Here is a 12,328-nt window from a genome sequence, read left to right on the forward strand (position 1 = left end):
TGGTGGGCTGCTCCTCGCAATGATCGGCGCGTGCGCGGGAAGCGCACGCGCCGATCAGCTTACGACGGTGCAGTGCCAGATTGCTGTGAAGGCGACTGCTGTGCCTGCGGCTGTGCCGGAACGGCACTGGTGGGCGCTGACGAACCCGACTGCTGCTGCGGCTGGCCGTAGGTGGGGTAACCGGTCGGAGGGGTCGGCGGGCCGCTCGGCTGCTGACCCTGCGGGCCCTGCTGGCCCTGAACGGGGAAACCACCGGTGTTCGGACCACCGGAGTAGCCGCCGTACTGCGACGGGTAACCGGGACGCTGCGGCTGAGCCTGCTGGTAGGGCTGGCCACCGTGCTGCGGCTGGTGCTGCTGACCGTAGTACTGCGACGGGCCACCGTACTGGCCGTACTGCGGCTGCTGATCGAACTGCGGCTTGGGTGCCGGAGGCGTGATCACGCCGGCGTCGAACAGGAGCGCGGCAATCGCGGCACCGGCCTGGATCAGGGTGAGGGCCAACAGCACCCACAGCGTCCAGTCACCTTCTCCACCGCTGGATACCGCGGCGCCGATCACGAACAGGAACGGAATCGTCGCGGCGATTGCGGCGGCTGCCGTGTAGTTCTTCTGTTTGGGCAGCAGGCTGACGCCGGCCAACAGACCCGCCAACAGCGGAAGCGCCACGAGCAGGATCATCGCCTGAGCGGTCGAGGCGTCGAGGGCGAAGCTCACGAAGTAGATGAGCAGGCCGGCAACGGCAACGACCCCGAGCAGGATCTCGGGCAACTTGTTCTCACCAGGTGCGGCACTGGCCGGTGCGGCCGGGGCGGCGGGCACAGGAGCGGGGGCAGCCTTGGCGAACTGCTGGGTTGCATCGAACTGCGAACCCGACTGCGGCGGGTATCCGGGATTACTGGGCGGGTAGGTCATGACCTCTCCTGTGCTATCGAGCTTCGCGACGTGTGTTCACGCAGGCATGAATACCGACCACGTGAGCGATTCGAGCTTCCACGCTAGCGCACCCAGCTGGGTGCCGGGCGCTCGTGTTTGGTGTCGGAGCGGTCTCAAGCTGATACCAGGACGGGCGCGTCGGCGGAATCCGTTTCGGTGGACTCGATTTCGCGGACGAGCGGCAGCACCTTGGCGCCGAAGTACTCGATTTCCTCTTGGAAATGCAGGAATCCGCCCAGGATGAGGTCCACGCCACGTTTGCGGTATGCGGCAATGCGTTCGGCGATCTGCTCGGGTGTGCCGATCAATTGGGTGCGGAAGCCGTCGTTGTACTGCACCAGGTCCTCGAAGCTGGAATCGGCCCACATGCCCTTCTTATCCCCGGTGGAGTTGCCGGCCTGCTGTACCGCGCCGCGGAAGCCCTCGACCGCGGGCTTGTTGGCCTTCGCGACGATCTCTTTGAGCGTCTCCTTTGCCTCTTTCTCTGTGTCGCGCGCGATGATGAACCCGTTCAGCCCGAACTTCACCTCGCGGCCTGCGTCACGGGCATGGTCGCGCACCTCGACGACCTGTTCGGTGATGCCCTCGAAGCCTTTGCCGTTGGAGAAGTACCAGTCGGCGTAGTAGCCACCGTTGCGCCGGGCGGCCGTCGAATTGCCGCCCTGGAAGAGCTCGGGATTGGGGCGCTCGGGCGTGTTGAGCGGCTTGGGCTTCAGGGTGAAATCGTGGATGCGGTAGAAGTCGCCGCGGAAATCCACGTCGTCTTCCGTCCATATCTTCCGCAGGACCTGGAGGAACTCCGCGCTGCGGCGGTAGCGCTCGTCGTGTTCGAGCCACGGCTCGCCCAAGTGGGTGAACTCGTCCTTGAACCAGCCTGAGACGACGTTGACGGCGAAACGGCCATTGCTGAGGTGGTCGGCGGTGGCGCCGAGCTTGGCCAGCACCGCCGGCTGCCACAGACCAGGGTGCACTGCGGCGATGACCTTGAGCCGCTGCGTGGCGAGCAACAGCGCGAGGCTGAAGCTGGTCGATTCATGCTGGTACTCCGCGCCGTAGCTGGCCTCATAGCGAACCTGGCTCAGGGCGTATTCGAAACCGTTGTTCTCCGCGGTCTGCGCCAGCTTCTTGTTGTAGTCGTAGTTCCAGTCGGTGCGCTGCTCGATATCGCTGGTGACCAGGCCGCCACTGACGTTGGGCACCCAATAGGCGAACTTGACGTGGTCGGCGATGCGTTCAGTCGTCATGTCGGTGATCCCAGCAAACGTGCGCGCACCCGTCGCGGGTATCACTCGCGGTGAAGTTTTCTCGCGGTCGGGACAACTAACGAGACGCACCGTCTTGCTACTCGGACTGAAACACGTTCTAATTCTGGTCATGGACTATGGGCTCGTTCTCTTCACCAGTGACCGCGGCATCGCCCCGGCCAAGGCCGCCAAACTCGCCGATGATCACGGCTTCACGACGTTCTATGTGCCCGAGCACACCCATATCCCGATCAAACGCGAGGCCGCTCACCCCACTACCGGTGACGAGTCCCTGCCTGACGACCGCTATATGCGCACCCTGGATCCGTGGGTGTCACTGGGCACCGCGTGTGCGGTTACCTCGCGGGTGCGGTTGTCGACGGCCGTCGCGCTGCCCGTCGAGCACGATCCGATCACCCTGGCCAAGTCCATCGCCACCCTGGACCACCTGTCCGGCGGGCGGGTGTCGCTGGGTGTCGGATTCGGTTGGAACACCGACGAACTCGCTGACCACAACGTTCCCCCGGGCCGCCGCCGCACCATGCTGCGCGAGTACCTGGAGGCCATGCGTGCGCTGTGGACCGAGGAAGAAGCCTCGTACGAAGGCGAATTCGTGAACTTCGGCCCGTCGTGGGCCTGGCCCAAGCCCGTGCAGTCACACATTCCCGTGCTCGTGGGTGCGGCCGGTAATGAGAAGAACTTCAAGTGGATCGCGAAGTCCGCCGACGGCTGGATCACCACGCCGCGCGACTTCAACATCGACGAGCCGGTCAAGCTGCTGCAGGACACCTGGGCCGCGGCCGGGCGTGACGGCGCACCTCAGATCGTGGCGCTGGACTTCAAGCCGGACCCCGAGAAGCTCGCACACTGGCGTGAACTGGGCGTCACCGAGGTGCTGTTCGGACTGCCGGACAAGTCCGAGGCCGAGGTGTCGGCGTACGTCGAGCGACTCGCGGGCAAGCTGGCCTCGCTGGTCTAGTTCTGGCTTCGCCAGGTTGAGCCGGTTCACGCCGGCCTTTCGCGCCGAGATCAACGCCAGGGTCGTGAATATTCGATGAGAACGACCCTGGCGTTGATTTCGTCGTTACGCTGACGCGGGTGCGCACCGCTGGACGTGGACGAGGCTGTTCTGAGGAGGGTTCACGTGAAGATTCACGCCGCCATGACGAGTGCAGCACTTCTCGCAAGCATCACCGCCTGTTCTGATCAGACGGCGACGCCCGATCCCACCACCACGCATGCCCTCCCGGCGATCAACGTGACGATCCCGTCGACCACACCGCCGCCGGAGTACCTGGAGGATTGCGGCGTCGTACATCAATACGGCCCGACCGAAGAACATGCCGTGCGTGGCAGCGCGAACATCGACTGCGCCGAGGCCCGTCGGGTCGGCAAACTCTGGTACGCGACGCCCTCAGGACGGTCTGCCGGCTACTACGTGACATTCGAGAACTGGGAGTGCATTGGCGGCAACGCCAACGAGTACCTGACCCGTTGCGTCCGCTCAGATTCCGCAGTGGTTTACCTACGGATCCACACCGCCGAGTGAGCGGGTCGGGATCCGCGCGGCCGCGCTACGCCAGCGTCGCGGTGTTCCGCTTCTCGCCGGACTGCACGACGATCGATGCGCCAAGCGGCTCACCGTCGGAGAGTAACGTCACCAGCGCCTCGTCGGTCGTCGTCGCCAGGAACCGGCTGCCGTCGGAATCCAGACGCCCGACGATGATGCCGGTGCGCGGCGTCCAGTCGTAGCGGACCGTATAGGTCTCGATTGTGGCTGGGCCGTCGGCCTTTTCGATGATCGTCACACGCTCTTGCGCGTTGAACTCGTCCTGCAGAGCAGCGCTGCCGTCGGCCACCCAGTCCGCCGCCTCGGTCGAGTAGATACCGACCGAGTACTTGCTCGCGATACCACCATTGCCGCCGACAAGCGCGAATTGGCCCGGCTTGTCACGCATTTCATTGACGGCCTCGGCGATACCGTGCATCGAGTAGTTGTTCCCCGGGCCACCGAAGAAGGGCAGGCCACCGGTGAGCGTCAAGCCGCGTTCGTCGTCGGGCGCCAGGCCGGTGCCGTCGCAGATGTTGAACACCGGGAACGGGAAGCAGCTGTAGAGGTCGAAGGCCGCGACGTCGTCAAGCGTGATTCCGGCAACCCGCAAGGCCTCATTGACCGCGATCACCGCGGCCTCGCTGTAACCGAGTTCGGTGCGCTCAAGGAGCTTGATTTCCTTCATGTCGGCGTGCCCGCGCAGGTATACCCACTTCTCCTCGGGCACATCGAGTTTCCGGGCGGTCTCGACCGACATCAGCAGTACGGCCGCACCCTGGTTGACCTGATCGCGCGCCACCATCATGCGCGGGTACGGGTCACAGATCATCCGGTTGCTCTCGGTAACCGTGGCCAGCTCCTGGGCCGAGCGCTCCACCGGGGCAGACGAATACGGGTTCTTGGCGGCCACCTTCGAAAACGGTGCGAACAGTTCCGCCATCTGGGTGCGATAGTCGGCCACCGACAACCCCTGCCGGGCGCGGCGCGCGTTCTCCAGCAAGCCGTACTGCACCGGGGCTCCGATCAGCCCGTGCTTGATCGTGTACTCGTCGAAGATGCCGTCGTATCCGTAGCCGCGGTCCTCGAGCTGACCGTCGATGGTCTCGGAGTGGTCCGGCTTGTCGTCGCACTTGGAGAAGTGGCGCAGCGTCGAGGTGTTCTCCGAGCCGAACAGCAGCACCACCTCGGCCTCGCCCGCCGCGATGGCCGCCGAGAACTCGGTGACGAGGTGTTGGGGGCTCTGACCGCCGATCACCTCGAGAATGGCGCGCGCCGGCTCGGCTCCGACGTTGCGTGCCACCGAGCGCGGGTAGTTGTCAGACACCCCGAGGGTTGGCGTCTGCGGGCCGGAGATCTCGAACTGCCGCGTACCCGCCACAGTGTCGATTACCTGCGCCACGGCGGCAGCGTCGGCCCCGCAGTCGTGCAGAGCCGCCTTGGCTGCCTCAGTGGCCAACTCGACCGAGGACATCCCGCGATACCCATCGAGGTCGATGCGTTCGGTGAACTGTCCGACGCCGACGATGACGGGGGTGCGCGGATCGACCATGACAATCTCCTTGACGGGTGTTAATTCGCGAGGCTAACCGATTGGGGTTTCGCGAGTGAAATCGGTGCATATCTGCCCTCATCAGGGGCGTTGAACCTTCTGGATCCGTCGCTTTCGACACCCGGGTCGCTCGCCGAAACTCACCACGACCGTGGTGCAGAAAACGGCGACGAAAACCCCGCTCACCAGCACACCTTGACGGCACTGTCACTTAGTGACACATTAGAGCTGTCACTAAGTGACAAGTACTGGAGGTGAGGGCGATCGGCGAAAAACAGGACCAGGCGCGCCTCGCGGTGTCACGACATGCCTGCGCATTGTTCTGGGAACGCGGCGTCGCCGGCACCAGCGGTGACGACATCGCCGCGGCCGCAGGGCTTTCCACCCGTACGATCTGGCGTTACTTCCGCGCCAAGGAAAGCTGCGTCGAACCGGTGCTGGCCAAATCCGCGGACCGGTTCATCGACATCCTGAACCGCTGGCCGCATGAGTTGTCATTGGCCGAACACCTTGCCGCCGATGGGATTTCGCATCCATTGGCACCCCAGGACGTCGAGGACGAGATCAGCGCGATGCGGATCGCCACCATGACCCCGTCCGAACCCGCCCTGCGCACGGCTTACCTGATGGTGCATGACCGAATGGAGCAGGGCTTCATCCCGGTGATCGCCGACCGCCTGGGGCTGCCCGAGACAGACCTCACCGTGCGTCTCTGCGCGGCCGCCGTCACCGGGGCGTTCCGTGTCGTCGACGAGGACGTGAGCGTGGCGGTGATCGTCGAGGGCAAGAAAGTCACCGAAGAGCAGGCGCTGGCCCTGATCGACCGGGCGATCCGTGACGCCACCAACGGGCGGTTGGGCGGGCCAGTCGAGTCCTGATCACAACCCGAAAGAGCTTGTCCGCACCCGCGAAAGGAGCGTCATGGCGTTGCCCGAAATGATCTCGGTAGAGGATTTCTTCAGCCCACCCGAGCGCACAGCCGCCAAGATTTCACCCGACGGCACCAAGATCGCCTACCTGGCGCCGTGGAAGAACCGCCTCAACGTCTGGGTTCAGGATCTCGACGGCGACGCACCGCCGCAGTGCGTCACCGCGGACGAAACCCGCAGCGTCTACCTCTACTTCTGGACCGACGATCCGCGCTGGCTGCTCTACATGCAGGACTCCGGCGGTGACGAGAACTGGCACATCTATCGCGTCGACCTGGATCACCCCGAGGCCGCGGCCGTCGACCTCACCCCGTTCCCCGGTGCCAGAGCAGACCTCGAGCTGCCGAAGGGCCGCCCGGGAAAGGCCATCGTCCAGATCAACAACCGCACGCCGGAACTGCTCGATGTCTACGAACTCGACGTCGCCACTGGCGAGCTCACGATGCTCGCACAGAACCCGGGCAACGTGGTCGGCTGGCTGTCCAGCCGGACCGGTGAGCTGTTCAGCTCGACACTGACAGCTGACGGCGATGTCGAACTGTCGCAATGGGATCCGGCGACCAACTCGCTGCGGACGATCATCACGTTCGACGGGACCGACTACCCGCTGGGCATGCACCCGATCACCATCACCCCCGACGGCACCGGCATCTGGCTGGGCGCCAACACGGGCACCGACCGCACGCGCCTGGTCCGGATCGATGTGGCGACAGGTGAGGAGACCGAGGTGGACAGCCACCCGACATTCGACCTGGCCGCCCAGATGGTGCTGCCGTCACCGATGATCCTCAGCGAGCGCACGGGCGAACTGATCGGTGCCCGCTACTACGGCGAACGTCAGGTGATCCACGCCCTGGATCCGAATTTCGCTGCGGTACTGGAGAATCTGACCAAACTGTCCGACGGCGACCTCGGCGCCATCTCTTCCGACGACAGCGGACAGCGCTGGGTGGTCAACTTCACCCATGACCGCGATCCCTGGGCCACCTACTTCTACGATCACGCGACTGGCGAGAGCCGGCTGCTGTTTCAGCCATACCCGAATCTGAATTCAGATTCATTAGCACCGATGACCCCGGTGACCATCACCGCGCGCGACGGACTGCAGCTGCACTCGTACCTGACCCTGCCCGTCGGGGTCGAGCCGACCGACCTGCCGATGGTGCTGCTGGTACACGGCGGCCCGTGGGCGCGGGACTGCTGGGGCTTCCAACCCGACGTGCAGATGCTGGCCAACCGCGGATATGCGGTGCTGCAGGTCAACTTTCGCGGCTCGACCGGCTACGGCAAGGCCTTCACCAAAGCCGCTATCGGCGAGTTCGCCGGCAAGATGCACGACGACCTGATCGACGCGGTGGACTGGGCCGTCAAACAGGGGTACGCCGACCGTGACAAGGTGGCGATCTTCGGCGGCTCCTATGGCGGCTACGCCGCGCTGGTGGGCGTGACGTTCACACCGGACGTGTTCGCCGCGGCGATCGACTATGTCGGGATCTCCAGCCTGGCCAATTTCATGCGCACGCTACCGACGATCGCCCGGCCGTTTCTGGCCAACAACTGGCACCTGTACGTGGGAAATCACAACGATCCCGAGCAGGAAGCCGACATGCTGGCCCGCTCCCCCATCACGAAGGTCGATCAGATCCGCACGCCACTGCTTGTGGTCCAGGGCGCCAACGACTCTCGCGTGGTCCAGGCCGAATCCGACAACCTCGTGGAAGCGCTCCGGAAGCGCGGCGTCGAGGTCGAATACATGGTCAAGGACGACGAGGGGCACGGATTCCTCAACCCGGACAACCAGATCGACATGTACCACGCCGTCGAGCGGTTCCTGGCCGAGCACCTCGGCGGTCGCGTCTAGCCCCCAAAAACGAAACTGCGCACAGATCGTGAATATCGACGAAAACCCGATCTGTGCGCAGATTCGACGCAAAAGAAAAGGCCCCCGCCGCAGCGGGGGCCTTTCCGTTGAACAGACTTACAGGTTGGCGAGCAGCTCGCGCGCCTTCGCGGCGGTCTCGGACGGCGTCTTGCCGACCTTCACGCCGGCAGCCTCCAGGGCCTCCTGCTTACCGGCCGCGGTGCCCGCGCCGTCGGACACGATGGCGCCGGCGTGGCCCATCGTCTTGCCCTCCGGAGCGGTGAAGCCCGCGACGTAGCCGACGACCGGCTTGGTGACGTTGGCCTTGATGTAGGCCGCGGCCTTCTCCTCTGCGTCGCCGCCGATCTCACCGATCATCACGATCAGCTTGGTCTCGGGATCCTTCTCGAACGCCTCGATCGCGTCGATGTGGGTGGTGCCGATGACCGGGTCGCCGCCGATGCCGATGGCGGTGGAGAAGCCGAGATCGCGCAGCTCGTACATCATCTGGTAGGTCAGCGTGCCCGACTTCGACACCAGGCCGATCGGGCCCTTACCGGTGATGTTGTTCGGCGTGATGCCGACCAGCGACTCGCCGGGGGTGATGATGCCGGGGCAGTTCGGACCGATGATGCGGGTCTTCTGCCCCTTGTCGACGTTGTAGGCCCACGCATAGGCGCTGTCCTGCACCGGGATTCCCTCGGTGATGACCACCAGCAGCGGGATCTCGGCGTCGATGGCCTCGATGATGGCGTCCTTGGAGAAAGCCGGCGGCACGAAGGCGATCGACACGTCAGCGCCGGTCTCCTTCATCGCCTCGGCGACCGAGCCGAAAACGGGCAGCTCGACGTCGTTGCCGTCTTTGTCCTTGTGCGACACGGTGGTTCCGGCCTTGCGGGCGTTCACGCCGCCGACGACCTGGGTGCCGGCCTTGAGCATCAGAGCGGTGTGCTTGGTGCCCTCACCACCGGTGATGCCCTGGACGATGACCTTGGAGTCCTTGTTCAGAAAAATCGACATGTCAAGTGTCCCTTACTTGTTCGCCAGCTCGGCGGCCTTGTCGGCACCGGCGTCCATGGTCTCGGCCTGGACAACCAGAGGATGGTTGGCCTCGGCGAGAATCCGCCGGCCCTCTTCGACGTTGTTGCCATCCAGGCGGACGACCAGCGGCTTGTTGGCCTCGTCGCCGAGGATCTGCAGCGCCTGCACGATGCCGTTGGCCACCGCGTCACAGGCGGTGATGCCGCCGAACACGTTGACGAACACGCTCTTGACCTGGCTGTCGTTCAGGATGACGTCCAGACCGTTGGCCATGACCTCAGCCGAGGCGCCGCCGCCGATGTCGAGGAAGTTGGCCGGCTTTACGCCGCCGTGCTTCTCGCCCGCGTAAGCGACCACGTCCAGCGTCGACATCACCAGGCCGGCACCGTTACCGATGATGCCCACCTCGCCGTCGAGCTTGACGTAGTTGAGGTCGTTCTCCTTCGCCTTGAGCTCGAGAGGATCGGTCGCGTCCTTGTCCTCGAACTCGGCGTGGCCGGGCTGACGGAAGTCGGCGTTGGCATCCAGGGTGACCTTGCCGTCCAGTGCCAGGATCTGGTCGTCAGGGGTGCGCACCAGCGGGTTGACCTCAACCAGGGTGGCGTCCTCCTTGACGAACACCTCCCACAGCTTCTGGATGGTCACGGCCGCGGCGTCGAGCACCTCGGCGGGCAGGTGACCCTGCTCGGCGATCGAGCGCGCGAAGGCCAGATCGACACCCTTGACGGCGTCGACGGGAACCTTGGCCAGCCGCTCGGGCTTGGTGGCGGCGACTTCCTCGATCTCCATGCCGCCCTCGACCGAGCACATGGCCAGGTAGGTCCGGTTGGAACGGTCGAGCAGGAACGAGATGTAGTACTCCTCGGCGATGTCGCTCGCCTCGGCCACCAGCAACTTTTTGACGACGTGACCCTTGATGTCCAGACCGAGGATGTTGGTCGCGTGGGTGAACGCGTCATCGGGGGTGGCTGCGTACTTCACACCGCCGGCCTTACCGCGGCCGCCGACCTTCACCTGTGCCTTGATCATCACGGGCTTGCCGATTTCGGTGGCGATCGCCTTGGCGTCCTCGGCCGAGTCGGTCACGCGGCCCGGAGTCGTGGGGACGTTGTGCTTGGCGAACAGCTCTTTTGCCTGATATTCGAAGAGATCCATGTGCTTCCTAGATAGGCGTTGTCTGTCTGCGTTGACTTAGAAACTGCCCGGCCTGTACTTGCCGGACGGGCCCGCTGGCACTTTATCCACCACCGAGTGATGGATTAGCATCGCCTCCGGCTCATGTGGTAGATCTCACCGCCCATGGGAGGTGATACGGATCACATTCCGGCGCGGAATAGACCCATAAGTTGCCACCATCATTGGGATTTGGTTAACGTGCCTCTGGTCCAGATAACGTTCAGGTCACGACGAAGAAGGATTCTCGAGTCTTGCCGCAGCATCGTTCGTCCGCAGCTCCGCGAGGGGTGCCGACGGACGCGCGCCGGCACAGGCACCGTGTTTCACCTGATGAGCTGGACGCCGCAGAGGTCACCGACGTCATCCCGTTCAGCGCTTTCGAAGCGTTCGACGATCGCGCCGAAGAAGATCACGGCGACTCAGATGACCGCGAATCAGGTGTGATCTACGCCCCCGAACTCGACGACATGGACGACACCGACGATCTGGTGCCCGTCCGCCTTGCCGTCCCCTCACGCTTCCGCCCCGACGCGGGCAGCGAGCGCAACCCCCGGTATGCCTACCGCGACAGCCACACCGATGTGAGCGACGGCATCGCCGCGACGGACGTGATCAACATGTCCGGTCGCCGAGGCGCCCACCGCAAGGAGCACGCCGGCGCCGTCAAGAGCCGCCTGATGATCGCCGCCATGGCCGCGGGAGCCACCGCCGCAGGCGCCTACTCGTTGGGCAACCCCACCGAGACACAGGCGGACGACACGATCCTGGCGTCCGAGGGCACCCGCGTCGAAGGTGCGTCCGTCACCGGCTCGGTCGACGGAATGCAGATCGTCTCGGTCTCCTCGACCGCCGACACCTCGGTGCATGCCGAGGAGATCACCAAGGCCGCCGCCTTCGCACAGGAACGTGCCGAGCGCGAGGCCCGGCTGTCGCGCCCGCTGTTCGTCATGCCCACCAAGGGCTACGTCTGGACTTCGAACTTCGGCTACCGCTGGGGCGTGCTGCATGCCGGCATCGACCTGGCGAGTCCGATCGGTACCCCGATCGTGGCGGTCTCCGACGGCGTCGTGATCGCCGCTGGCCCGACCGCGGGCTACGGCGCCTGGGTCAAGCTGCGCCACGCGGACGGCACCGTCACGCTCTACGGTCACATCAACACCTGGCTCGTCAGCGAGGGCGACCGTGTGATGGCCGGCGACCAGATCGCCACCGTCGGTAACCGGGGTTACTCCACCGGCCCCCACCTGCATTTCGAGGTTCTGCAGAACGGCACCAGCCGCATCGATCCGGTGCCGTGGCTGAACAAGAGAGGTCTCAGCCTCGGCAGCTATGTTGGCTGAGTGAGCGACGACGGGCAGTTGGCAGCCGATCACGCCGACGAAGACGACGACCGCACTCGCATCATCAGGCGTCAGCCGCAGGAACCCGTTTCCAAGCCTGTACCGGTCGGCGACGAACCGCAGACCAGCATCATCCGGCGCCATCCGACGGGCGCCATTCCCACCGCAGCCGGCGCGGAACCCCAGACCAGTCTGATCTCCGGCGTCACCGGCAATGAAGCGCAGACGGGCCTTATCGGCCGTGCGGAAGACGACGCCAGGACGAGCTACGTGCCCCGCATCCGGGCCGTGGCCATCCCCGACACCTCGGTGGGCACCGACCCCCGCACGGCGATCGTGGCGGCCACTTTCGCGATCCTCAGCGGCTGGGCCACCGGCGTCATCGCCACCGATCTGATCGCCGGCTGGTGGCGCACCGACCGATTGTTCTGCGTGGCCATCGGTTTCCTGGCGGCGATTTCGGCTGCAGCAACCATCGGCGGGCTCATCGCATTGTTGCTGCGGCGGCGCATGGGCCGGCTGCTGGTCATCGTCGGCGCCGTCATCGGGCTGCTGATCTTCGCCAGTCTGTTCATCGCCGGGGCCCGACTGCATCCGGTCGTCTACGCGATGCCGGCGCTTCCGCTGACCGCCATCCTGTTCACGGCGCTGCCCTCGACCGGGCGCTGGAGCGCGCGGAGTCAAGCGTGAAGGCATACGCC

The 12,328-nt window shown here is 65.0% G+C and carries 11 protein-coding genes; 6 read left to right on the forward strand and 5 right to left on the reverse strand.

The annotated features are described in order from the left end of the window. Positions 1–59: 59 nt before the first annotated feature. The gene (locus tag ACZYZ7_RS29630; RefSeq protein WP_135457994.1) at positions 60–914 is read right to left on the reverse strand and encodes a DUF5336 domain-containing protein; all 855 of its coding nucleotides are present in this window, start codon (positions 912–914) and stop codon (positions 60–62) included. Between the two features lie 134 nt (positions 915–1,048). Beyond that, positions 1,049–2,179 (reverse strand): dimethylsulfone monooxygenase SfnG, encoded by a 1,131-nt coding sequence (sfnG, locus tag ACZYZ7_RS29635; RefSeq protein WP_450072687.1) that lies wholly within the window; start codon positions 2,177–2,179, stop codon positions 1,049–1,051. Between the two features lie 130 nt (positions 2,180–2,309). Here sfnG and ACZYZ7_RS29640 point away from each other — a divergent pair, with 130 nt between their 5' ends. Continuing rightward, positions 2,310–3,158, forward strand: a complete 849-nt coding sequence (locus ACZYZ7_RS29640; protein ID WP_135457997.1) for an LLM class F420-dependent oxidoreductase — start codon at positions 2,310–2,312, stop codon at positions 3,156–3,158. Positions 3,159–3,323: 165 nt separating this feature from the next. Continuing rightward, positions 3,324–3,728 (forward strand): hypothetical protein, encoded by a 405-nt coding sequence (locus ACZYZ7_RS29645; protein ID WP_463742375.1) that lies wholly within the window; start codon positions 3,324–3,326, stop codon positions 3,726–3,728. Between the two features lie 25 nt (positions 3,729–3,753). On the opposite strand, the gene ACZYZ7_RS29650 is transcribed toward ACZYZ7_RS29645, so the two are convergent. Then, on the reverse strand, positions 3,754–5,280 hold the full coding sequence (locus ACZYZ7_RS29650; protein WP_463742376.1) for an acetyl-CoA acetyltransferase: 1,527 nt from the start codon (positions 5,278–5,280) through the stop codon (positions 3,754–3,756). Between the two features lie 263 nt (positions 5,281–5,543). Here ACZYZ7_RS29650 and ACZYZ7_RS29655 point away from each other — a divergent pair, with 263 nt between their 5' ends. Then, positions 5,544–6,158 (forward strand): TetR/AcrR family transcriptional regulator, encoded by a 615-nt coding sequence (locus tag ACZYZ7_RS29655; RefSeq protein WP_450072710.1) that lies wholly within the window; start codon positions 5,544–5,546, stop codon positions 6,156–6,158. Between the two features lie 43 nt (positions 6,159–6,201). After that, on the forward strand, positions 6,202–8,070 hold the full coding sequence (locus ACZYZ7_RS29660; protein WP_450072685.1) for a S9 family peptidase: 1,869 nt from the start codon (positions 6,202–6,204) through the stop codon (positions 8,068–8,070). Positions 8,071–8,187: 117 nt separating this feature from the next. Here ACZYZ7_RS29660 and sucD read toward each other — a convergent pair whose 3' ends face one another. Both sucD and sucC read right to left on the reverse strand, forming a co-directional pair. Next, positions 8,188–9,090: a succinate--CoA ligase subunit alpha gene (gene sucD / locus ACZYZ7_RS29665; protein WP_135458008.1), complete on the reverse strand. Its 903-nt coding sequence runs from the start codon at positions 9,088–9,090 to the stop codon at positions 8,188–8,190. A gap of 12 nt (positions 9,091–9,102) precedes the next feature. Further along, positions 9,103–10,266: an ADP-forming succinate--CoA ligase subunit beta gene (gene sucC / locus ACZYZ7_RS29670; RefSeq protein ID WP_090427258.1), complete on the reverse strand. Its 1,164-nt coding sequence runs from the start codon at positions 10,264–10,266 to the stop codon at positions 9,103–9,105. 272 nt (positions 10,267–10,538) lie between these two features. On the opposite strand from sucC, the gene ACZYZ7_RS29675 reads away from it, so the two are divergent. Then, positions 10,539–11,627 carry a M23 family metallopeptidase gene (locus tag ACZYZ7_RS29675; RefSeq protein ID WP_463742377.1) on the forward strand — a complete coding sequence of 363 codons (1,089 nt, stop codon included), beginning with the start codon at positions 10,539–10,541 and terminating at the stop codon, positions 11,625–11,627. Next, the gene (locus tag ACZYZ7_RS29680; protein ID WP_463742378.1) at positions 11,628–12,317 is read left to right on the forward strand and encodes a hypothetical protein; all 690 of its coding nucleotides are present in this window, start codon (positions 11,628–11,630) and stop codon (positions 12,315–12,317) included. Positions 12,318–12,328: the final 11 nt, after the last annotated feature.

This window comes from Mycobacterium sp. IDUB_17 (assembly GCF_055419465.1).

What these genes read in the sequence shown, in the direction of transcription:
- ACZYZ7_RS29630 (WP_135457994.1), bottom strand. Translation starts at nt 914, where the DNA reads ATGACCTACCCGCCCAGTAATCCCGGATACCCGCCGCAGTCGGGTTCG.
- sfnG (WP_450072687.1), bottom strand. Translation starts at nt 2,179, where the DNA reads ATGACGACTGAACGCATCGCCGACCACGTCAAGTTCGCCTATTGGGTG.
- ACZYZ7_RS29640 (WP_135457997.1), top strand. Translation starts at nt 2,310, where the DNA reads ATGGACTATGGGCTCGTTCTCTTCACCAGTGACCGCGGCATCGCCCCG.
- ACZYZ7_RS29650 (WP_463742376.1), bottom strand. Translation starts at nt 5,280, where the DNA reads ATGGTCGATCCGCGCACCCCCGTCATCGTCGGCGTCGGACAGTTCACC.
- ACZYZ7_RS29660 (WP_450072685.1), top strand. Translation starts at nt 6,202, where the DNA reads ATGGCGTTGCCCGAAATGATCTCGGTAGAGGATTTCTTCAGCCCACCC.
- sucD (WP_135458008.1), bottom strand. Translation starts at nt 9,090, where the DNA reads ATGTCGATTTTTCTGAACAAGGACTCCAAGGTCATCGTCCAGGGCATC.
- sucC (WP_090427258.1), bottom strand. Translation starts at nt 10,266, where the DNA reads ATGGATCTCTTCGAATATCAGGCAAAAGAGCTGTTCGCCAAGCACAAC.